This is a genomic window from Rathayibacter sp. AY1H3 (assembly GCF_002932015.1).
Map to the genome: position 1 here is coordinate 1 of NZ_PSUU01000028.1, position 21,176 is coordinate 21,176.

Here is a 21,176-nt window from a genome sequence, read left to right on the forward strand (position 1 = left end):
CGAGCGCGGCCACTTCGTGCAGTCCTACGGCTCGCCCGAGGTCGACGCGTCGCTCCTCGTGCTGCCGATGGTCGGCTTCGTCCCCGCCGACGACCCGCGGATGCTGGGCACCGTCGCCGAGCTGGAGCGCGTGCTCCTGCAGGACGGCCTGCTGCACCGCTACCGGACCGAGTCCTCGGTCGACGGCCTCGCCGGCGGCGAGCACCCGTTCCTCGCCTGCTCCTTCTGGCTCGTCCGGCAGTACGCCGACTCCGGCCGGATCGACGACGCGCGGACCCTGATGGACCGGCTCGTCGGGCTCTGCAACGACGTGGGCCTCCTCTCGGAGGAGTACGACGTCGAGGGCCGCCGGCACGCGGGGAACACTCCCCAGGCCCTCTCCCACCTCGCCCTGGTGCAGGCGGCCGACGCGATCGCGGCAGCCCGATGAGGCGCCGCCGCGTCGTTCTCGCGAGCATCGGCGGAGTCCTCGGAGTCGCGGTCCTCGGCTTCCTCACCTGGAGCTCGATCGTCAGCGGCCCCGACGAGGACGCCCTCGCCCGCGTGCGCGCCGATCCGGCGATCGCGGTCGAGCGCACGGACGACGCGCTCGTGATGACGCCGACCTCGACCGGTGAGCTGGCCGGCACGGGCCTGGTCTTCATCCCCGGAGCGAAGGTCGACGCCTCCTCCTACGAGGCGACCCTGGCTCCGCTGGTCGAGGCCGGGGCGACCGTCGTGATCACGCGGCCGATCCTGCACCTGGCCTTCTTCGATCTCCGCTCGCTCGAGACCTTCACCAGCCAGGCCGAGGGCGTCGACCGCTGGCTCGTCGGCGGCCACTCCCTCGGCGGCGTGAAGGCCTGCCAGTGGGCCGAGGACCCGGCGGTGGCGGGCCTGGTGCTGCTCGGCAGCTACTGCGCGAACGACCTCTCGGGCTCCGGGCTCCCCGTCCTCAGTGTCAGCGGATCGGAGGACGGGCTCAGCACGCCGGAGAAGGTCGCCGACGCGAGCGTCCGGCTGCCCTCCTCCGCCGACCTCGTCGAGATCGACGGCGCCAACCACGCCGACTTCGGCTGGTACGGGCCGCAGGCGGGCGACGGCGAGGCGACCATCAGCCACGAGGAAGCGGACGCCCGCATCGCCGAGGCCCTCCTGGGCTTCAGCCGCGAGGTCGGCTGAGTCGCCCGCTCCCGCTTGACCTCGAGCGCACTCGAAGTCGTAGGTTGACGCCATGTCCACCGCCACCGCCGCCCCGGCCGAGCCGGAGGTGCTGTCGATCTCGCAGGTCGCCGCCGTCACCGGTCTCACCGTGCACACCCTGCGCTACTACGAGCGCGCCGGGCTCATGCTCGACCCGGTCGAGCGCGCCTCGTCGCAGCACCGCCGCTACCGGCCGGCCGACGTCGGCTGGGTCGACTTCCTCACCAAGCTCCGCGCGACCGGGATGCCGATCGCGAGGATCCGCGAGTACGCCCGGCTCCTCCGGATCGGGCCCGCCACGGAGCCGGAGCGCCTCGCGCTGCTCCGGACGCACCGCGAGGAGGTCGAGGCGCAGCTCGCCCGGACACACGCCAGCCTCGCTGCGATCGACATCAAGATCGCGGCGTACCAGGAGAGGACCACCCACTGATGAAGACGATCACCCTCGGATCCGACGTCGCCGCTCTCGAGGTCTCGCGCCTCGGTCTCGGCGCGATGGGCATGTCGGCGTTCTACACCGGCGCCGGCACCGACGACGCGGAGTCGATCCGCACCGTGCACCGCGCCCTCGAGCTCGGCGTCACGTTCCTCGACACCGCCGAGATCTACGGCCCGTACACCAACGAGGAGCTGCTCGGCCGCGCGCTGGCAGGCCGCCGCGACGAGGTGGTGCTGGCGAGCAAGTTCGGCATGATCCGCCACCGCGGCGACGGGGGCCGCGGACTCGACGGCTCCCCGGAGAACCTGCGGCTCGCCGTCGAGGGCTCGCTCGCGCGCCTCGGCACCGACCGCATCGACCTCTACTACCAGCACCGCATGGACCCGGGCGTCCCGGTCGAGGAGACCGCCGGGGCCTTCGCGGAGCTGATCCAGGAGGGCAAGCTCCGCGGCTACGGCCTCTCGGAGGCGGCGCCAGCGACGATCCGGCGCGCTCACGCCGTGCACCCGGTCACCGCTGTGCAGTCCGAGTACTCGCTCTGGACCCGCGACCCCGAGGCGGAGGTGCTGCCGGTCCTCCGCGAGCTCGGCATCGGCTTCGTCCCGTACTCGCCGCTGGGCCGCGGCTTCCTCACGGGCAGCATCCGCTCGGTCGCCGAGCTGGGCAGCGACGACTTCCGCCGCGACAACCCCCGCTTCGCCGACGGAGCGCTGGAGGCGAACCTCCGCATCGTGGAGGCCGTCGACCGTGTGGCGGCAGAGGCGGACGCGACCGCCGCGCAGGTGGCGCTCGCCTGGCTGCTCGCCCAGGGCGAGGACATCGCTCCGATCCCGGGCACCAAGCGCGTCTCGCGCATCGAGGAGAACGCGGCCGCGGACGCCCTCGTGCTGACCGCGGAGCAGCTCGACGTCCTCGGCGCGCTCGAGGCCCCCGTCGGCGACCGCTACGCCGACATGAGCTCCGTGAACCGCTGACCGCTCTGCGGGACGCCGCTCGCCGCGCGCACCCCGGGCGCGGCCGTGCGAGCGGCGTCCTCGCAGGAGTCAGTCCCGCGGCGGCAGCTCCCGCTTCGGGGTGTCCCGCTTCGGGGTGTCCCGCAGGTCGATGAGACCTGTGAACATCGCCCCCCGCTCGTTCGAGCGCTCGTCGCCCGAGAACAGGTTGTCCGGGGCGGAGGACCCGTGCCGGCGCGGGGTCGCGGCGCGAGCGGGCTCCCGCTCCATCTCGACGCGCTGACGCGGCAGGGCGACGGGGTCGTTCTCGTGCAGCCACGAGACGAGCCGCTCGCGCACGTAGCAGCGCAGGTCGAAGAGCGTCGGCGCGTCCTTCGCGGTGACGAGCACCCGGATCCGGACGAAGCCACCCGTCGCGTCGGTCACCTGCAGCACGCTGGTGCGCCGGTCCCAGAGGTCCGTCTCCTCGAGCATGCGGTGCAGCTCGTCGCGCATCTGCTCGGGGCTCACCCGCCAGTCCAGGTCGAGCTCGACGGCGCCGAGCAGCTCGGACCCGGTGCGGGTCCAGTTCTGGAACGGCTGGGTCGTGAAGTAGTTCGTGGGCAGCACCAGGCGGCGGTCGTCCCAGAGGTGGACGACGACATAGGTCAGCGTGATCTCCTCGATCCGCCCCCACTCGGTCTCGACGATCACCACGTCGTCCAGGCGGATGGCGTCACTGAAGGCGAGCTGCATCCCGGCGAAGATGTTCGTGAGGCTCGACTGCGCGGCCAGGCCCGCCACGATCGAGAGCACGCCGGCCGAGGCCAGGAGGCTCGCACCGGCCGTACGGGCCTCGGGGAAGGTCAGCAGCGAGGCGCCGATCGCGATGACCACGACGGCCGCCACGGCGACCCTCCGGATGATCGTCATCTGCGTGCGGAGGCGGCGTGCCCGGCGGTTGTCGGCCGTGTCGGTCCGGTAGCGCTCGGCGCCCAGGTCCTCGAGGAACACGAACAGGGATCCGATCACCCACGCCGCCGCGCCGATCGTGGCGATCTGGAACACCCGCTGCACGAGACCCGGCCAGGGGTCGCCCGACACGGTGGCGGCGAGCGCGGCCCAGACCGCGATGGTCATCAGCAGCACGCGGAACGGGATGCGCAGACGCCGGATCAGCAGGCGCGCCCAGGTCTTGCGCTTGCCGACCGAGCGCAGCACGAGGGCGACGACGGCGGTCGCGACCACGGCGATCACGACCGCGATCACCACGGCGAGCGCGATCGAGCCGATCACGGGGAGGACGTCTTCGGGCACATCGGTCCTTTCTGGAGGGGAAACGGAAGCGAACGGAGATCCTGCCACGCGAACGGGGGTCGGTCCGCATTCTGCGCCGGACACCGTGCGGATGCTCAGGCGCCTGTTGGCGTCGGCGGACGGAGACGTCGACCTCGCCTGGAGCACCGTCGCCCGGACCTTCACGCGGACGGGCATCACCCTGAGCCTGACCGCCGCCGCAGACGACCAGGCCCGGGCCTTAGACGCGCTCGACGTCGGGATCGGCTCCACGAGCGCCGGCTTCCGCGGAGTCCTGCCGCCTTTCGACCCGTCGACCGCCGCACCCTCCAGCGAGTGAGCACGGGCCGGCGCTCCCCCCGCGGGCGCTCCGAGGAGGTCGGGAACGGACTCGGACCGGGAACGACGAAGCCCCGCACCTCACGAGGAGGTGCGGGGCTGGTGGTGCACCCCCTCGGACTTGAACCGAGAACCCACTGATTAAGAGTCAGTTGCTCTGCCGATTGAGCTAGAGGTGCGTTCCGGCCGGCTGATCGTGCGTGCCGAACCGAGGGATCACATTACCAGCGTCTCCCCCCGTCTCGTCAAATCGAGCGCGACGGAACGCCCGCGGCAGCGATCGGAGGCTCCGCGGGACCCACCGGTATCGTGGTCGCGTGACCCCGCAGAGCAGTGACCAGAGCTTCGACGACGACCTCCGACTCGCCCTCCGCCTGGCGGACGCGGCCGATGCGATCTCGCGGGAGCGGTTCGGCGCGCTCGACCTCGTCGTGGACACGAAGCTCGACCGCACCCCGGTCACCGACGCCGACCGCGCCGTCGAGGAGGCGATCCGCGCGCTGCTCGCCGCCGAGCGTCCGGACGACGCGATCCTCGGCGAGGAGTTCGGCACCTCGGGCGAGGCCTCGCGGCAGTGGATCCTCGACCCGATCGACGGCACCGCCCACTTCCTCCGCGGCGTCCCGATCTGGGCGACCCTGATCGCGCTCGCGGTCGACGGCGTCCCCGTCGTCGGAGTCGTCTCCGCTCCCGCTCTCGGCACGCGCTGGTGGGCGGCCGAGGGCTCCGGCGCCTGGGCCGTCGAGCTGGAGGCCGGGGCCGAGCCGCGACCGCTGCGCGTCTCGGGGATCGACACGCTCGCCTCGGCGACCTTCAGCTACAACAGCATCCAGCAGTGGGAGGGCGCGGGCCGTCTCCCGCAGCTGCTCGAGCTCGCCGGCGCCGTCTGGCGCGACCGGGCGTACGGGGACGCGTGGCCCTACATGCTCGTCGCCGAGGGTCTCCTCGACGGTGCGGGCGAGTTCGACGTGAAGCCCTACGACCTGGCGGCCCTGGTGCCGATCGTGCAGGAGGCGGGCGGCCGCTTCACCTCCGCCGACGGGGAGGACGGGCCGTGGCACGGCAGCGCCGTCGCCACCAACGGCCTGCTGCACGACGAGGTGCTCGCGATCGTGGCGCCGCGATGAGGAGCCGGACGGCCGCGCTCGCCTCGGCGGCGCTCCTCCTGCTCCTCTCGGGCTGCTCCTCCGTCGTCGGGCCGGACGGCCCGGAGGCCGTGCGTGACGAGGGCGGCACGGTGGCGACCGCCGGCGTCACCGACGTGTTCTCGCTGCGGCGCGGCGACTGCCTGGCCGACCCGGGCGACGACCGCATCGCCGACGTGGACGTCGTCCCGTGCGCCGAGGAGCACGAACTGGAGGTCTTCCACACGTTCGCGCAGCCCGGAGACCGCTACACCAGCCGCAACACGCTGCTCGCCCAGGCCGAGGCGGGCTGCGAGCCGGAGTTCGGCGCCGTGATGGGGATCGCCTACGGCGACTCCGCCCTCGAGTACCGCTCGCTCGTCCCCTCCGAGGTCGGCTGGCGCCATGGAGACCGCACGATCGTCTGCGCGGTCCTCGATCCGGCCGACGACTCCACCACCGGCAGCCTCTTCGGCTCCGCTCGCTGACCACGGCTCCGATCGACCCCCGTTCGGCTCATTGACACGCGCTCCGTCGGAGCGCAGGGTGAAGGGACGAACGGCAGGCGCGAGGGGGCGCGGAGACCGGCGGCTCAGGAGTCGACATGCAGGACCGGCACGACCAGGAACCCCCCGAGCGCTCGCGCACGGCCGAGCAGCACTGGGGACCGGCGGACAGCCTGTTCCCGAGGCTCCACCGGCAGAGCTCCCTGCTCGCCGCGGCGGAGGCGGTCGCGCAGGTCGACGGGCCCGGCCCGGGCGACGTCTGGTCGCGGCTCCTGCACGACTACGCCCACGCCTCCGACCGCGTCGTCTCGGTGGACGGCGACGACGAGGCCGCCACGCTCGGCTGGCTGAAGCCGCGCGGTGTGGTCTCGCTGCTGGTCACCGAGCGGTGCGACGACGACGACGCCGCCGAGCACCTGGTGGCCGCGCTCGCCGCGATGAACGCCGTGACCCTCTCCGTGCACGAGGCGCGAGCAGCACGGCTCCGTCCTCTGCTGGACGTGCTGCACCGGCTCCTGCCCGACGCGTTCGCCGAGCTGCCGGTGGACCGCAGCGCCCACTACCCGGCCGGCACCGCCGTCGCCGTGCTGGCGCCGGGCGTGCTCTACCGGGACTGGGCCCCGCCTCAGGCTCTCGCCGGCCCGGCGCACGACGACGACGACCGGCTGGCGATGCTCACCCTCTACGGGCGGATCAGACAGCTCGACGTGCGACCGTCGTGAGGGCGGCGGAGCGGAGCTCCCAGTGTGCGACGACGACCGGTGGTGGAGATGGGGGGAATCGAACCCCCGTCCATCGCTGTGATTCTGCGCCTTCTACGGGTGTAGCCGATGAGAGCGTTCTGCTCGGCCCCGACCGTTACCATCGGCGCATCGGTCGACGGGCCCAGCCAGAGTGCAAGTCCCGCGTCGCCCTCAGGCGTAACGACGCAGCAAGTCCTCTAGATGACGCCAGGATCCGGGGCGAGGACGCACCCACGGGCTGACGGACTATCTACTCTGGCTTAGGCAGCGAGAGCGAAGTCGGTGCGCTTCTGTTCGGCACCTGTGTTTTCCAGGGATCGTTGACGAGATGACCCTGGATCCTCGACCCGCTTCTCGCAGTTTCGCAGGCAATGTCGAAACCGATCATCCCCGCGAGCACTCGACGGCCCGGAGGCCGCTGGAGTGGGTCGTTCGTCGCACACTGTGGAGTTACGGGTCCTAGTCTACCTCAGCTCCGCGGGCGGTCACCCGGCGGCGGCGCAGATCGAGCAGACCCAGCACGAGCGCGAGCGCGATCAGCCCGAGGGTGACGAAGTAGCCGTTGCGGAAGGCGTCGTGGTACCGGTCCAGCCCCTCCGCCATCCCCTGCTCGCTCGCCAGGGTCGCGAAGAAGACGGCGGAGGCGCAGGCGGTGCCGACCGCGGTGCCCACGCGCTGGCCGAGCTGGCCCACGGAGCCCGCCACGCCGCCCTGCGCCGGCGGGATCTCGGCGAGGGTGAGCGTCTGGTTCGGCGACACGACGAAGCCGCCTCCGGCCCCGGCGACGAGCATCGCGGCACCCATGCCGTAGGCGGCGGTCTCGGCCGGGAGGAGCTCGGCGGCGAGCAGCACGAGCGTGAAGCCGATGACCACGAGCACGATGCCGAGCACCACCAGTGCGCGGCCGTAGCGCTGCACGAGCTTGCCGCCGTACCAGGCGGTCACCGCCGAGGTCAGCGCGAACGGGATGCTCACCATGCCGGCGAACACCGGCTCGAGGCCGAGCCCCTGCTGGAGGAAGAGCGTGGTGAGGAGGAAGGTCGCCGGGATCGCGGCGAAGTAGGAGGTCGCGACCAGGATGCCGTTGCGATAGGAGCTGGTCCGGAAGATGCGGAAGTCGATGACGGGCGTCCGCCCCGACGCGGCGTAGTGCGCCTCCCAGCGCACGAAGACGGCGGCGGCGGCCGCGGCGAGCACCAGCCAGAACCAGCGGTAGGGCGAGTCCGAGGAGGAGCCCGTGGTCAGCAGGAACGGCAGCATGAACGCGAAGATCGCGACCGCCAGCAGGAGCAGGCCGACCGGGTCGAGGGACCGGTCTCCCTCGGGCCGCGAGCGCTTCTTCGGGATGAGCTTCCAGGCGAAGACCAGCGCGGCGACGCCCAGCGGGATGTTCATCCAGAACAGCAGGCGCCAGCCGTCCTGCTCGCCGCCGATCGCGATCAGGAGGCCGCCGAGGGTCGGGCCGAAGGCGGTCGACAGGCCGATGGTCGCGCCGAAGACCCCGAAGGCCCGGGCCCGCTCGGCGCCGGTGAACATCTGCTGCACCAGCCCGAGGACCTGGGGCATCTGGATGCCCGCGGCGACGCCCTGCAGGAAGCGCGCGACGACGAGCAGCTCGATCGACGGCGCGAGCGCGCAGAGCAGGCTCGTCACCGTGAACGCGGTCAGCCCGATGAGGAACAGCAGGCGGCGCGAGCGGATGTCGCCCAGCCGACCGGCCGGCACGAGCGCCAGTCCGAAGGCGAGCGCGTAGCCCGCGACGATCAGCTGCAGCTGGCTCGCGTCCGCTCCGAGCGAGCGCTCGATCGACGGCAGGCCGACGTTGACCTTCGAGAGGTCGAGGATCGTGATGGCCGCGACTCCGACGCTCACCGCGAAGGCGCGCCACCGCGTCTTCTCGTCGGCGGCGCTCAGGGCGGCGGGGGCGCTGTTCTCGGGGGAGGTCACGCGCCCCAGTCTCCCAAAGCACGGGGCGCGAAGAAGAGGCTTGCGCGGCACCCGTCGGACATTGCCCGCCGGGGCCTACTCGCCGAGGCGGCGGCGGGTCGACATCGCACGGTCCGCCTCGCGGCGGTCCTGGCGCTCTCGGAGGACCTGGCGCTTGTCGTAGTCCTTCTTGCCCTTGGCCACGGCAAGCTCGACCTTGGCCTTGCCGTCGCTGAAGTACAGCGAGAGCGGGATCAGCGTGTACCCGCCCTCCTTCACCTTGTTGTGGATCTTGAGGATCTGCGCCTTGTGCAGCAGCAGCTTGCGCTTGCGGCGCGGCGGGTGGTTCGTCCAGGTGCCCTGGGCCCACTCGTTGATGTGGACGGCGTCGAGCCACGCCTCTCCCCCGTCGACGAACGCGTAGCCGTCGACCAGCGAGGCTCGGCCGGCCCGGAGGGACTTCACCTCGGTGCCGGTGAGCACGAGGCCCGCCTCGTAGGTGTCCTCGATGAGGTAGTCGTGGCGCGCCTTACGGTTGGTCGCGACGACCTTCTGTCCCTGTTCTCTGGGCACGGCTGCTCCTCGGGTCGCGAGCGGATGAAGGGGGCGGGCATCGTCGGGGCGATGCACCGGTGGGCCGCCCCGAACGGGACAGCCCACCAGTATACGTCCGGTCCGGGATCAGACCCGCAGGTACCGCGCGATCGCGACGTTCGCCGAGACGGCGGCCAGGACGATGCCGACCACGATCAGGATCGGCACGACGATCAGAGCGTCGTCGAGTCCCACGAAGGAGGTCAGCGGGATCCGGTAGGCCAGGAACCCCTGCACGAAGACCTGCACGATGGCGACCACCGCGACTCCCGCGAGGATCGAGCCGACCAGCGCGGCGAAGACCCCCTCGAGGATGAACGGGGTCTGGATGAACCTGTTCGAGGCCCCCACGAGCCGCATGATGCCCAGCTCCCGTCTCCGCGAGAACGCCGAGAGGCGGATCGTGGTGGCGATGAGCAGCACGGCCGCGACGAGCATCAGGACGGCGATGCCGATGGCCGTGTAGCTCGCCGCGTTGAGGATCGAGAAGATCTGGTCGAGGTACTGCCGCTGGTCGGTGACGCTCTCGACTCCCGAGACGCTCGACAGGCTCTCCACGATGACGTCCGACTGGGTCGGGTCCTTCAGGTTGATCCAGAAGGTCTGGTTGAGCAGGTCGGGAGTGACGTACTCGGCGACCGGGTTGCCCGCGAACTGCTCCTGGAAGTTCGCGTAGGCCTGGTCGTGGTCCTCGAAGTAGGAGCGGTCGATGTACGGCGCGAGCGTGGCGCCCTCGAGCTGGCCCTGCACCGCGTCGATCTGCTCGGCGGTGGCGTCGGAGCCGCTGCAGTTCGAGCCGCCGGAGGTGGCGGTGCACATGTACACCGCGACCTGCGCCTTGTCGTACCAGAAGTTCTTCATCTGGCCGATCTGCATCTGGAGCAGGATCGCCGTGCCGACGAAGGTGAGGGAGATGAAGGTCACCAGGATCACCGAGACGACCATGGAGACGTTGCGCCGGAGGCCGCTGGCGACCTCCGACCAGATCAGTGCGAATCTCACTTGACGGGTCCTACGTTCTGCTGGTCGTCGCCGGTCTCGTCGCCCTCGCCCGCGTGGGCGCGGAGGCCGAGGCGCGCGGCGAGCGACTCCTCGGGCAGGGCGCCGGTGTCGGCGGGGAGGAAGATCGGACCGGTCTGGCTCTGCAGCTCGACGACGCGCGGGGCGGCGGCGGGCTCGGCGGCCGGCTCCGGCTCGCGCTCCGGCTCGACGGCGGCGGAGCGGCGGCCCTCGGGGACGCGGGGCTGGGCGGCGGTCTGCGAGAGGCGGGCCGGCTCGGGCGGCGGGGCCGGGGCCTCCTGGCGCAGGTCGATCTCGGGGACCTCGGCGGGCGCGAGCTCGCTGTCGATGATCGCCGGGGGCGCGGGCTGCTCGGCGACCGCGTGGTCGTCGGCCGCCACGACCACGACGCCGTCGTGGACGACGGTGATGCTCTCGGTCTGGCCGTAGCCGCCCTGGCTCTCGTCGCGGACGATGCTGCCTGCCGAGAGCTCGATGACGCGGCGCTTCATCTGGTCGACGATGCCGGCCTCGTGGGTCGCCATGATCACGGTCGTGCCGCCCGCGTTGATCCGCTCGAGCAGCGCCATGATGCCGGCGCTCGTGGTCGGGTCGAGGTTGCCCGTGGGCTCGTCGGCCAGCAGGACGGCCGGCTTGTTGACGACGGCGCGGGCGATCGCCACGCGCTGCTGCTCGCCGCCGGAGAGCTCGTGGGGCAGGCGCGACGCCTTGCCCGCGAGGCCCACCATCTTGAGCGTGTCCGGGACGGCCTCCTGGATGTAGCCCTTCGACTTGCCGATCACCTGGAGGCTGAACGCGACGTTGTCGAAGACCGACTTGTTCGGCAGCAGCCGGAAGTCCTGGAACACGACGCCCATGTTGCGGCGGAAGTACGGGACCTTGCGGCTCGAGATCTTGCCGAGGTTCTGCCCGAGCACGTGGATCGACCCGGAGGAGGGGCGCTCCTCCTTGAGGATCAGGCGGAGGCAGCTCGACTTGCCGGAGCCGGAGGCGCCGACGAGGAAGACGAACTCGCCCCGGAGGATCTCGAGATCGATGGCGTTGAGGGCGGGTCTCGTGCCGCCCCGATACTGCTTGGAGACGTTGTCGAAGCGAATCATGTCGGTACGAGGGTAAGCGACGATCCCGAAGAGTCCGCCGAGGGGGCGCGCGGCGCGTCGGTGGGGACGCGCCCGCGCCGCGCTAGGAGGACTTCCGCCAGCGGATCCCGGCGGCGATGAAGCCGTCCAGATCGCCGTCGAACACGTGCGAGGGGTTGCCGACCTCGTGGTCGGTGCGCAGGTCCTTCACCATCTGGTACGGAGCGAGGACGTAGCTGCGCATCTGGTCGCCCCAGCTCGCGGTGATGGTGCCGGCGAGCTCCTTCTTGGTGGCCGCCTCCTGCTCCTTCTGCAGCAGCAGGAGCCGCGACTGGAGCACGCGCATCGCCGCGGCGCGGTTCTGGATCTGGCTCTTCTCGTTCTGCATCGACACGACGGTGCCGGTGGGCAGGTGGGTGAGGCGCACCGCGGAGTCGGTGGTGTTCACCGACTGGCCGCCGGGGCCGGAGGAGCGGAAGACGTCCACGCGGATGTCGTTGTCCGGGATCTCGATCGCCCCGGCCTCCTCCATCAGCGGGATGACCTCGACCGCGGCGAAGGAGGTCTGGCGCTTGCCCGCGGCGCCGAAGGGGCTCATCCGCACGAGGCGGTGGGTGCCGGCTTCGACCGAGAGCGTGCCGAAGGCGTAGGGGGCGTCGATCTGGAAGGTGGCCGACTTGATGCCCGCCTCCTCCGCGTAGCTGGCGTCCATGACGGTCGCCGCGTACTTGTGCTTCTCGGCCCAGCGGAGGTACATGCGCATGAGCATCTCGGCGAAGTCGGAGGCGTCGACGCCGCCCGCTCCCGCGCGGATGGTGACCACGGCGGGGCGGTCGTCGTACTCGCCGTCGAGCAGGGTCTGCACCTCGAGCTCGCCCATGACCTTCTGGAGGGAGGAGAGCTCGGCGATCGCCTCCTGCTCGGACTCGGCGTCCTCGGCCTCGTTCGCCATCTCGACGAGCACCTCGAGGTCGTCCAGGCGCCGGTCGATCGCGGTGATCCGCGCGAGCTCGGACTGGCGGTGGCTGAGGGCGCTGGTCACCTTCTGCGCGTTGGCCGTGTCGTCCCACAGGTCGGGGGCGCCGGCCTGCTCGCTGAGCTCGGCGATCTTCGAGCGGAGGCCGTCCACGTCGATGACGGCGCGGATGTCGGCGAAGGTGGAGCGGAGAGCAGTGATCTGCTCGGTGAAGTCGTTGTCCAGCATGGTGCGTCCAGACTACCGGGGGCCGGGGGCCGCCCTCCGGCCCGGGCGTACCCTGGGGACGGTGACCAGCACCGCTCCGCGCCCCTTCCCCGTCGGGCCGCTGCTGCTGTCGACCTTCCTCCCCACCCTCCTCTTCTCCATCGGCGAGGGGGCGATCATCCCCCTCCTGCCGGCCGCGGCCGGCGACCTCGGTGCGACGCTGGCCCTGGCGGGCCTCGTGGCCGGGATGATCATGATCGGCGAGCTGGCGGGCGACATCCCCAGCGGCTGGATCGTCTCGCGGATCGGCGAGCGCGGCGCGATGCTCGGAGCCTCGGCCGCGTCGATCCTGGGGCTCGTGGTGTGCCTGCTCTCGACGTCGTGGGTCGGGCTGACGATCGGCGTCTTCGTGATCGGCCTCGCGACCGCGGTCTTCGCGCTGGCGCGCCATGCGTTCATGACGTCGTTCGTCCCGATCACGCACCGCGCCCGCGCGCTCAGCGCCCTCGCCGGGGCGTTCCGCGCGGGCTGGCTGATCGGCCCGTTCCTGGCGGCCGGGGTGGTGCACCTCACCGGCTCCGTCGAGTCCGTCTTCTGGGTGCACATCGTCTGCTGCGTGGCGGCGGTCGTGGTCCTGCTGCTCGTGCCCGACCCCGCGACGGTGCTGCGGCGGGCGCAGGCCGCGGCCGACCGCGCCGCTCCGGAGGACGTGGTCGCCGCGGAGGCATCGGCGACCGTCCCGGAGTCGCCGCAGTCGCTGCTCGGGACGCTGCGCGAGCACCGCGGGGTCCTCGCTCGGATGGGGACCGGCGCCGCCGTGATCGGGGCGCTGCGGGCGAGCCGGACGCTGATCCTCCCCCTCTGGGCGGTGAGCATCGGGCTCGCCGAGACCGACACCGCGATCATCATCGGCATCGCCGGCGCGCTCGACTTCGCCCTCTTCTACGCCGGCGGCCAGCTGATGGACCGCTTCGGCCGGGGCGCCACCGCGATCCCCTCGATGCTCGGCCTCGGGCTCGGCCACCTCGCCCTCGCCGCCTCGGTGCTCGCCCTCGATCCGGTGCCCTGGTTCGTCGCCGTGGCCTGCGTGCTCGCGGCCGCGAACGGCATCGGCTCCGGGATCCTGATGACCATCGGCGCCGATCTCGCGCCCCCGGCCGATCCGGCCCCGTTCCTCGGCGCGTTCCGCTTCACCGGTGACGCGGGCAACGCCGCCGCCCCGATCGTCGTGTCGGCACTCACCGCCCTGGTCTCCCTCCCCTTCGCCGCCGTCGTGATGGGGGTGCTCGGTCTGGGCGGAGCGGGGGCGCTCGCCCGCTGGATCCCGCGGTACCTCCCCCGGGCGGCCTCCCGCGGCTGAGGCGCGGGGCCCTCCTCCTACACTGGAGCCCGCACGCGGGAGTGGTGGAATGGCAGACACGCAGGATTTAGGTTCCTGTGCCGAGAGGCGTGAGGGTTCGAGTCCCTCCTTCCGCACGGGATCGGCCGGTACGCTGAGCGCGCTCGCGTGACCGCCGACCGGCCACCGGCCCCCGTCGACTGGAGATCCGTTGCATCACGCCGCCCTCGTCCCCTGGCTCGATCCGGAGACGATCCTGACCTCGTTCGGCCCCTGGGGCGTGCTCGTGGTCTGCCTCATCGTGTTCGCCGAGACCGGACTGCTGATCGGCTTCCTCTTCCCGGGCGACACGCTGCTGATCATCACGGGCCTGCTGGCGCACGAGAACGCGTCGAACGGCGGCCTCGGCATCCCGATCTGGCTCATCTGCCTGGCTGTCGGGTTCTCGGCCTTCGTCGGCGGCGAGGTCGGCTACCTGATCGGGCACAAGGCCGGCCCGCGCATCTTCGAGCGCAAGGAGTCCGGCTTCTTCAGCATCGAGAACGTGAAGCGGACCAACGCGTTCTTCGAGCGCTTCGGCGGCCTCGCCGTGATCCTCGCGCGCTTCGTGCCGATCGTCCGCACCTTCGCGCCGATCGCGGCCGGCGTGGCCCACATGAACTACCGCAAGTACAGCCTCTACAACCTCATCGGCGCCCTGATCTGGGGCAGCGGGGTCACCCTGATCGGGTGGCTGCTCGCCTTCATCCCGCCGGTCGCCGACTTCGTCTCGCACTACATCGACGTGATCCTGATCGGCGCGGTCGTGCTCGCGCTGGTGCCGACGCTGTTCCACTTCTTCCAGCAGCAGCGCAAGGCGAAGCTCGCCGCCGACCCCGAGACCGACGCGACCGAGTCGGCCGCCTACGTGCTCGACGCCGACACCCTGGACGACAAGCACCCGAAGTCCTGACCTCCGCCTCCGCGAGACGCCACTCCGGCTCGCCGCACGCCGACAGGCGTGCACCGGAGTGGCATCCCGCGGTGGGAACCCGCCGGCTCAGAGCCGGGCGGACAGGGCGGCGAGCTCGGCGCGCAGCGCGGTGAAGGCGCGGGCGCGGTGGCTCCGGGCGTTCTTCTGCTCAGGAGCGAGCTCGGCCGCCGTGAGCGCCCCGGCCTCGGGGACGAACACCGGGTCGTAGCCGTGGCCGTTCGCACCGCGCGGCGCCGTCGCGATCGCGCCGTCCCAGCGGCCCTCGACCAAAGTCTCCTGCCCGCCGGGGAGCACGGAGTCCGGCACCACGAGGGCGATGGTGCAGCTGAAGTGCGCACCGCGGTGCTCCGCCTTCACGTCGTGCAGCTGCGCCAGGAGGAGCTCGAGGTTGGCCGTCGCGTCGTGCGCGCGTCCCGACCAGCGGGCCGAGAAGATGCCCGGCGCGCCGCCGAGGACGTCGACGCAGATCCCGGAGTCGTCCGCGAGCGCCACGAGGCCGGTGTGCGCCGCCGCCGCGCGCGCTTTGGTCAGCGCGTTCTCGGCGAAGCTCACGCCGTCCTCGACGGGCTCGGGTCCGTCGTAGGCGCGGACGCCGACTCCGGGGAGCGCGCCGGCCAGCATGGCGCGGAACTCCTCCACCTTGCCCGCGTTGTGCGTGGCGAGGACGAGGTCCAGGCTCACGCTCCGGGCTCCGCGGCGAGCGCTTCGGCCTGGATGCGGGCGAGGTCGGAGGCACCGGCGACCGCGAGGTCGAGCAGGGCATCGAGCTCGCGGCGGTCGAACGGGGCCCCCTCGGCGGTGCCCTGCACCTCGACGAACAGGCCGCGTCCGGTGACGACGACGTTCATGTCGGTCTCGGCGCGCACGTCCTCGACGTAGGCCAGGTCGAGCATCGGCACGCCGTCGATGATGCCGACGGACACCGCCGAGAGGCTGTCGATCAGCGGCTGCGCCTTCTGCCCCACGTACTTCTTGCCGCGCGCCCATTCGATCGCGTCGGCCATCGCCACGTAGGCGCCGGTGATCGCCGCGGTGCGGGTGCCGCCGTCGGCCTGGAGGACGTCGCAGTCGATCACGAGGGTGTTCTCGCCGAGCGCCTTCGTGTCGACCACCGCGCGCAGGCTCCGGCCGATCAGCCGCGAGATCTCGTGCGTGCGCCCGCCGACCTTCCCCTTGACCGACTCGCGGTCCATGCGGGAGTTGGTGGATCGGGGCAGCATCGCGTACTCGGCGGTGACCCAGCCCTTGCCCTTGCCCTGCAGCCAGCGCGGCACGCCGTTCGTGAAGGAGGCGGTGCAGAGCACCCTGGTGTTCCCGAACGAGACGAGCGCGGAGCCCTCGGCCTGGGTGCTCCAGCCGCGCTCGATCGTCACGGTGCGCAGCTCGTCGGGCGCCCGCCCGTCCTTGCGCGCGGCCTTCGATGCGGTGCTGTCGGTCACTCGGGTCTCCCTCGATCGTGCGGGAGCGCGGCCCGGTCGAGCTCGCGCAGGTTGATGGTGCCGGTCTCGACGAGGTCGACGCTCGAGACCTCCGGACCGAGGAAGCGGCGGGCGAGGCGGACGAAGTCGCTCGAGCCCGTCTCCTCCCACCGGTAGGTCGGAGGAGCGGCGGAGGTGCGCTGCAGGCCGTGCGCCACGAGGGTCCGGTAGACGTCGAGCGCGGTCTCCTCGGCGCTCGAGACGAGGCGGACGTCCGGCCCCATCACGTACGCGATGGCACCGCGCAGCAGCGGGTAGTGCGTGCAGCCGAGGACGAGCGTGTCGACCCCCGCGGCCTTGAGCGGCGCGAGGTACTCCTCCGCCACCGCGAGCAGCTCGTCGCTCCAGGTGACGCCCGCCTCGACGAACTCGACGAAGCGCGGGCAGGCGGCGGTGAACAGCTGCAGGTCGGGCGCGGCGACGAAGGCGTCGTCGTAGGCGCGGGAGCGGATCGTCCCGACCGTGCCGATCACGCCGACGCGGCGGTTGCGCGTGTCGCGGACAGCGCTGCGGACGGCGGGCTGGATGACCTCGATCACCGGGATGCCGCGGCCGAGCGTGTAGCGCTCGCGGGCGTCGCGCATCATCGCGGCCGAGGCGGTGTTGCAGGCGATGACGAGCAGCTTGGCGCCCTGGTCGACCAGCGTGTCGAGGGTGTCGAGGGCGTAGGCGCGGACGTCGGCGAGCGGCTTGGGACCGTAGGGCGAGTGCGCGGTGTCGCCGAGGTAGACGATCGACTCGTTCTGCAGCTGGTCGATCACGGAGCGGGCGACGGTGAGCCCGCCGACTCCGGAGTCGAAGATGCCCAGCGGTGCGTCCGTCACGGAGGAACAGCCTACCCGCGCCCTGCGGCCCGGTCCCGGCCGCACGCCGTTCCCGGGCCCGGCGGCGTGCGCAAGCCCCGGCACCCGCGCCTGGGCGCGCGGAGGCGGCCGTGGAACACTGAGCGGATGGACTCCACGGCCTTCCTCACCGACCGGTACGAGCTCACGATGGTCGAGGGCGCCCTCGGCAGCGGCACCGCCGACCGCCGCTGCATGTTCGAGGTGTTCGCCCGGAGCCTCCCGCCGGGACGCCGCTACGGCGTGCTCGCGGGCACCGGCCGGCTCCTCGAGCTGATCTCGCGGTTCCGCTTCGGCGACGACGAGCTGTCCTGGCTCCGCGGGAACCGCGTCGTCGACTCCCGCACGCTGGACTGGCTCGCCGACTACCGCTTCCGGGGCGACGTCTGGGGCTACCGCGAGGGCGAGGTCTACCTCCCGGGCTCCCCCGTGCTCATCGTCGAGGCGCCCTTCGCCGACGGCGTGCTGCTGGAGACCCTGGTGCTCAGCGTCCTCAACCACGACAGCGCCGTGGCGAGCGCCGCCGCGCGGATGGTCTCGGCCGCCGACGGGCGACCGCTCGCCGAGATGGGCTCGCGCCGCGCCGGTGAGCGGTCCGCCGTCGCCGCGGCTCGCGCCGCCTACATCGCCGGATTCGGCGCCTCCTCGAACCTGGAGGCGGGCCGCAGCTTCGGCGTGCCCACGATGGGCACCTCCGCGCACTCCTTCACGCTCCTCCACGACTCGGAGGAGGAGGCCTTCCGCGCGCAGGTCGCCGCGCTCGGCCCCGGCACGACCCTCCTGGTGGACACCTACGACGTGACGGCCGCCGTCGACCTGGCGGTCCGCGTCGCCGGCACCGGCCTCGGCGCCGTGCGCATCGACTCCGGCGACCTCCCCCAGCAGGTGGCCGCCGTCCGGCAGCAGCTGGACGCGCTCGGCGCGACCGGCACGCGCATCACCGTCACCAACGACCTCGACGAGTACGGGATCGCCGCGCTCGCGGCCTCACCGGTCGACTCCTACGGCGTCGGCACCTCGGTGGCGACGGGCTCGGGCCACCCGACCGCGGGCATGGTCTACAAGCTGGTCGCGCACGAGGACGACGCGGGCGAATGGGTCGCGGTGGCGAAGAAGTCGGTCTCGAAGGCGTCGATCGGCGGGCGGAAGGCCGCCGGCCGTCTGCTCTCCGACGACGGGGTCGCCGAGGCCGAGGTCGTGCACGTGGGCGCCGGCCCCGAGGGCGCCGTCGGCGAGGACGAGCGGGCGCTGCTCGTCCCCCTGATCGAGGACGGGACGATCCGTCCCGAGCACCTCGGCATCGAGGGAGTGGCGGCAGCCCGCGCGCACCACGCGAACGCGGTCCTCGAGCTGCCGATCGACGCGCTCCGGCTCGGCCGCGGCGAGCCCGTCATCCCGACCCGCTACGAGTGAGCGGGGCGGGAGCTCACTTCATCTTCGCGTAGATCTCCTTGCAGGCCGGGCACACCGGGAACTTCTCCGGGTCGCGGCCCGGGAGCCACTTCTTGCCGCAGAGCGCGCGGACCGGCTTGCCGGTGATGGCGCTCTCGAGGATCTTGTCCTTCGGCACGTAGTGGGAGAAGCGCTCGTGGTCGCCCGGCTCGATGGACTCCTGGTTGAGGAGCTCCTCGAGCTCGCGGTCGAGCGTGGCGGTTCCTCCGCCTCCCTCGAGGGGGTCGGTGCTGCTGTTCTGGACGCGCGGAATCATGCCGACGATCCTACGCGCGGAGCCCGGGCCCGCGGCCGTGCGCTCCGGATCGGGCGGCGCTAGTAGCGGCTGGTGAACGCGACCAGCTCGGTCGCGCGGCGCTCGAACAGCCGGCCGCCGAGGAGCACGCCGAGGGCGAAGACGACCACGGCGCTGCCGAAGCCGACGAGCACGGCGTCACCCGCCGCCTCCGGGTCGACGAACAGGGCCCGGACGCCGAGCACCACGGCCGGAGCCGAGAGGAGCAGCCCCAGGCCGAACGCGAGGGACTGCGGACCGGCGCCACTGGCTCCGGGGGCCTGGGGCTGCGTGAACGCGCTGTCGCCCGGGCGCGGAGCCGGATAGGCGAGCCGTGCCGAGACGGCGCTGGCGACGCCGGCGGGGACGAGCAGGAGGCAGGTGTTCACCGCGAGCACGACGGGCAGCGCATCGGGGAGCCCCGAGGTCGCGCTGCTGATCAGCGAGCCGAGCACGACGACCGGCACGCCGAGCAGGAGGGTCGGGAAGGCGCGGCCGAGCCGGTCCGACCAGCCGCGGACGCCCGCGGCCACGTGGAGCCAGAACGCCGATCCGTCGTAGGCGACGTCGTTGTGCAGGAACCAGCCGAGGAACAGCGCGATCAGCGGGACCGGGAGCAGCGAGAGCAGCGGGAAGGGGACGCCGACGACCGCGAGCAGCAGCAGGGCTGCGACCGGCAGCACCGGCACGGCGACGAGCGACGCCTGGTAGCGCGGATCCCGGAGCCAGTAGGTGATGCTGCGCGCCGCGATCGCGCCGGTCCGGGTCGAGCCGAGGACGTCGAACCAGCCCAGCCGGAGGCCGCGCGGCGGCCGGTGCGTGCGCTCGGGGCGCTCCGTCAGCAGGCGGACGACGAGCCACCAGAGCGCGCCCGCCGCGACGAGCGTCGCCAGGGCCAGCAGGAGCGGGCCGAGCGCGTCGCCGGTCCGGGCGGCCGGGGCGATCATCCACGCCGCGCCGAACGGAGTGGCCCCCATCGCCGCGCCCCAGCGCTCGAGCACCGGGGTGTCCCCCGTGTCGACCAGCGCGGCGGCGCCGAGGGCTGCGGGACCGCCCAGCATCAGCACCAGGCCGAGGACGGCCAGCAGCTCGCGGGCGGTCCGGGAGGGGACGAGGGCGGCGGAGGCGGCGAGGCCGATCCGCGCGAACAGCGAGGCCGTCGCCACCGCGAGGAGCGGGCCGACCACGGCGAAGGCGCCTGCGCCCGGGACGAGCGGCGCGCACGCGAGCCCGACCACCAGCAGGGCGAGCGTGGGGACCGAGACGAGGCCGGCCAGGGCGAGCGCCCCGGCGAGGCGGAGCGGCGGAAGGCCGAAGAGGCGGAACGCGCGCGGATCCATCGGGTCGAGCGGGCCGAGCAGGAAGGGCAGCACCAGGAAGCCGACGGAGACGAGTCCGCCGGCGGTCACGAGAGCGCCCGCCGCCGCGTCCGAGGAGCGCAGAGCGCCGATCGCCCCGATCAGCAGGGCCGTCACCGCGACGACCACGAGCACGCCCAGGACGGCGCCGGCCGAGCGCGCGGGCCCGGAGCGGAACGCGCCCAGGAGGACGTCGATCCTCAGCCGGAGAAGTCGTGCAGCCACTGCAGCCCCTCGGCGATCTGCTTGCCGCCCGCGAGCTCGAGGAAGCGCTCCTCCAGCGTCGCGGTGCCGGCGACCTCCGCGACCGTCCCGGAGGCGAGCACGCGCCCGCCGACGATCACGGCCACGTCGTCGCAGACGCGCTCGATGAAGTCGAGCCCGTGGCTGGAGAGGACGACGGTGCCGCCGCCCTCGACGAAGCGGCGCAGCACGGTGATCACGGCGGCCGAGGAGACCGGGTCCACCGACTCGAACGGCTCGTCGAGGACCAGCACGCGCGGGGCGTGGATCATCGCCGCCGCGAGGGCGACCTTCTTCGCCATCCCCGCGGAGTAGTCTGAGATCAGGCGCTCCAGCGCGTCGGAGAGGCCGAGCGCCTCGGCCAGCTCGACCGTGCGCTGCTTCGCCGTGGCGAGGTCGATGCCGCGCAGCGCGGCGGAGTAGGCGAGGAACTGGGCGCCGGTGAGCCGGTCGAACAGCCGGAGGCGGTCGGGCAGGACCCCGATCAGCGGCTTCGCGGCCGACGGGTCCTTCCAGACGTCGACGCCGTGCACGAGGACGCGGCCGGTGTCGGGTCGAAGAAGGCCCGTCATCATCGAGAGCGTGGTGGTCTTGCCCGCGCCGTTCGGGCCGATGATCCCGTAGAAGGTCCCCGCGCGGACGGCCAGGTCGATGCGGTCGACCGCCACCGTCCTCCCGAAGGTCCGGGTCAGCTGGTGCAGCTCGAAGACGACGGGCGAGGCGCCGTCCGGATCCGCGGCACCCTCAGCGGGCTCGGCGTTCGTCACGGACGTCATCCGGCTACGGTACCAACTCGCCCGCGGGCCCCCGGCGCCCGCGCCGACACCCGGCGACACGGCGAGAGGTCAACCACC

Annotated in this window: 23 protein-coding genes, 2 tRNA genes and 1 other RNA gene; 12 read left to right on the forward strand and 14 right to left on the reverse strand. The window is 72.4% G+C overall.

Translation table 11 applies throughout. The annotated features are described in order from the left end of the window. The 4 genes from C5C33_RS11660 to C5C33_RS11675 form a co-directional block, all read left to right on the forward strand. On the forward strand, positions 1–430 hold a 430-nt coding region (locus tag C5C33_RS11660), incomplete at its 5' end, for a glycoside hydrolase family 15 protein (protein WP_258064980.1). Then, on the forward strand, positions 427–1,161 hold the full coding sequence (locus tag C5C33_RS11665; RefSeq protein ID WP_104223550.1) for an alpha/beta hydrolase: 735 nt from the start codon (positions 427–429) through the stop codon (positions 1,159–1,161). The genes C5C33_RS11660 and C5C33_RS11665, both read left to right, overlap by 4 nt. 52 nt (positions 1,162–1,213) lie before the next feature. Further along, on the forward strand, positions 1,214–1,612 hold the full coding sequence (locus C5C33_RS11670; RefSeq protein WP_104223551.1) for a MerR family transcriptional regulator: 399 nt from the start codon (positions 1,214–1,216) through the stop codon (positions 1,610–1,612). Next, positions 1,612–2,595 (forward strand): aldo/keto reductase, encoded by a 984-nt coding sequence (locus tag C5C33_RS11675; protein WP_104226238.1) that lies wholly within the window; start codon positions 1,612–1,614, stop codon positions 2,593–2,595. Before C5C33_RS11670 ends, C5C33_RS11675 begins: the two co-directional genes overlap by 1 nt. A 69-nt stretch (positions 2,596–2,664) precedes the next feature. Here the strand turns inward: C5C33_RS11675 and C5C33_RS11680 are convergent, their stop codons facing one another. Continuing rightward, positions 2,665–3,870 (reverse strand): mechanosensitive ion channel family protein, encoded by a 1,206-nt coding sequence (locus C5C33_RS11680; protein WP_258063236.1) that lies wholly within the window; start codon positions 3,868–3,870, stop codon positions 2,665–2,667. 91 nt (positions 3,871–3,961) lie between these two features. On the opposite strand from C5C33_RS11680, the gene C5C33_RS18555 reads away from it, so the two are divergent. Beyond that, positions 3,962–4,189 (forward strand): hypothetical protein, encoded by a 228-nt coding sequence (locus tag C5C33_RS18555; RefSeq protein ID WP_181127348.1) that lies wholly within the window; start codon positions 3,962–3,964, stop codon positions 4,187–4,189. Positions 4,190–4,291: 102 nt separating this feature from the next. On the opposite strand, the gene C5C33_RS11685 is transcribed toward C5C33_RS18555, so the two are convergent. Further along, positions 4,292–4,367, reverse strand: a tRNA-Lys gene (locus tag C5C33_RS11685). 138 nt (positions 4,368–4,505) lie between these two features. On the opposite strand from C5C33_RS11685, the gene C5C33_RS11690 reads away from it, so the two are divergent. From C5C33_RS11690 to C5C33_RS11700, 3 genes are all read left to right on the forward strand, one after another. Further along, positions 4,506–5,315 (forward strand): inositol monophosphatase family protein, encoded by an 810-nt coding sequence (locus C5C33_RS11690; protein WP_104223554.1) that lies wholly within the window; start codon positions 4,506–4,508, stop codon positions 5,313–5,315. Beyond that, on the forward strand, positions 5,312–5,800 hold the full coding sequence (locus C5C33_RS11695) for a septum formation family protein (RefSeq protein WP_104233204.1): 489 nt from the start codon (positions 5,312–5,314) through the stop codon (positions 5,798–5,800). Before C5C33_RS11690 ends, C5C33_RS11695 begins: the two co-directional genes overlap by 4 nt. A gap of 116 nt (positions 5,801–5,916) precedes the next feature. Next, positions 5,917–6,540, forward strand: coding sequence for a hypothetical protein (locus tag C5C33_RS11700; protein ID WP_104226969.1), 624 nt, complete (start codon positions 5,917–5,919; stop codon positions 6,538–6,540). A 40-nt stretch (positions 6,541–6,580) separates the two neighbouring features. Here C5C33_RS11700 and ssrA read toward each other — a convergent pair. From ssrA to prfB, 6 genes are all read right to left on the reverse strand, one after another. Next, positions 6,581–6,953, reverse strand: a transfer-messenger RNA (tmRNA) gene (ssrA, locus tag C5C33_RS11705). A gap of 67 nt (positions 6,954–7,020) precedes the next feature. Continuing rightward, entirely contained in the window at positions 7,021–8,508 is a 1,488-nt protein-coding gene (locus C5C33_RS11710; RefSeq protein WP_104223557.1) for an MFS transporter, read from the reverse strand. A gap of 75 nt (positions 8,509–8,583) precedes the next feature. After that, entirely contained in the window at positions 8,584–9,060 is a 477-nt protein-coding gene (smpB, locus tag C5C33_RS11715) for an SsrA-binding protein SmpB (protein WP_104223558.1), read from the reverse strand. 108 nt (positions 9,061–9,168) lie between these two features. Then, positions 9,169–10,083: a permease-like cell division protein FtsX gene (ftsX, locus tag C5C33_RS11720; RefSeq protein ID WP_104223559.1), complete on the reverse strand. Its 915-nt coding sequence runs from the start codon at positions 10,081–10,083 to the stop codon at positions 9,169–9,171. Next, positions 10,080–11,201: a cell division ATP-binding protein FtsE gene (gene ftsE / locus C5C33_RS11725; protein WP_104233202.1), complete on the reverse strand. Its 1,122-nt coding sequence runs from the start codon at positions 11,199–11,201 to the stop codon at positions 10,080–10,082. Before ftsE ends, ftsX begins: the two co-directional genes overlap by 4 nt. Positions 11,202–11,283: 82 nt before the next feature. After that, a complete protein-coding gene (prfB, locus tag C5C33_RS11730) occupies positions 11,284–12,384 on the reverse strand; it encodes a peptide chain release factor 2 (RefSeq protein WP_104226967.1) in 1,101 nt (366 codons plus the stop codon). 61 nt (positions 12,385–12,445) lie between these two features. Between prfB and C5C33_RS11735 the strand changes: the two genes are divergently transcribed. The 3 genes from C5C33_RS11735 (at position 12,446) to C5C33_RS11745 (ending at position 14,654) form a co-directional block, all read left to right on the forward strand. Beyond that, on the forward strand, positions 12,446–13,723 hold the full coding sequence (locus C5C33_RS11735) for an MFS transporter (protein ID WP_258066916.1): 1,278 nt from the start codon (positions 12,446–12,448) through the stop codon (positions 13,721–13,723). Positions 13,724–13,758: 35 nt separating this feature from the next. Next, positions 13,759–13,839: transfer RNA gene (locus tag C5C33_RS11740), tRNA-Leu, on the forward strand. Positions 13,840–13,913: 74 nt separating this feature from the next. Continuing rightward, positions 13,914–14,654 (forward strand): DedA family protein, encoded by a 741-nt coding sequence (locus C5C33_RS11745; protein WP_104261187.1) that lies wholly within the window; start codon positions 13,914–13,916, stop codon positions 14,652–14,654. 87 nt (positions 14,655–14,741) lie between these two features. Here C5C33_RS11745 and rdgB read toward each other — a convergent pair whose 3' ends face one another. The 3 genes from rdgB to murI are packed head-to-tail and all read right to left on the reverse strand — an operon-like array spanning position 14,742 to position 16,977. Beyond that, complete coding sequence (gene rdgB / locus C5C33_RS11750; protein ID WP_104261188.1) at positions 14,742–15,356, reverse strand: RdgB/HAM1 family non-canonical purine NTP pyrophosphatase; 615 nt, start codon at positions 15,354–15,356, stop codon at positions 14,742–14,744. Next, complete coding sequence (gene rph, locus C5C33_RS11755) at positions 15,353–16,114, reverse strand: ribonuclease PH (RefSeq protein ID WP_104233199.1); 762 nt, start codon at positions 16,112–16,114, stop codon at positions 15,353–15,355. The genes rdgB and rph overlap by 4 nt, the downstream gene beginning before the upstream one ends. After that, positions 16,111–16,977, reverse strand: a complete 867-nt coding sequence (murI, locus tag C5C33_RS11760; protein WP_104223566.1) for a glutamate racemase — start codon at positions 16,975–16,977, stop codon at positions 16,111–16,113. Before murI ends, rph begins: the two co-directional genes overlap by 4 nt. A 126-nt stretch (positions 16,978–17,103) precedes the next feature. Between murI and C5C33_RS11765 the strand changes: the two genes are divergently transcribed. Then, positions 17,104–18,408: a nicotinate phosphoribosyltransferase gene (locus C5C33_RS11765; protein WP_104261189.1), complete on the forward strand. Its 1,305-nt coding sequence runs from the start codon at positions 17,104–17,106 to the stop codon at positions 18,406–18,408. 13 nt (positions 18,409–18,421) lie between these two features. Here C5C33_RS11765 and C5C33_RS11770 read toward each other — a convergent pair whose 3' ends face one another. The 3 genes from C5C33_RS11770 to C5C33_RS11780 are packed head-to-tail and all read right to left on the reverse strand — an operon-like array spanning position 18,422 to position 21,098. Beyond that, positions 18,422–18,703, reverse strand: a complete 282-nt coding sequence (locus C5C33_RS11770; RefSeq protein ID WP_104223568.1) for a DUF3039 domain-containing protein — start codon at positions 18,701–18,703, stop codon at positions 18,422–18,424. A gap of 59 nt (positions 18,704–18,762) precedes the next feature. Beyond that, positions 18,763–20,304 (reverse strand): ABC transporter permease, encoded by a 1,542-nt coding sequence (locus C5C33_RS11775; protein ID WP_104247836.1) that lies wholly within the window; start codon positions 20,302–20,304, stop codon positions 18,763–18,765. Further along, the gene (locus C5C33_RS11780) at positions 20,280–21,098 is read right to left on the reverse strand and encodes an ABC transporter ATP-binding protein (RefSeq protein WP_104223570.1); all 819 of its coding nucleotides are present in this window, start codon (positions 21,096–21,098) and stop codon (positions 20,280–20,282) included. Before C5C33_RS11780 ends, C5C33_RS11775 begins: the two co-directional genes overlap by 25 nt. Positions 21,099–21,176: the final 78 nt, after the last annotated feature.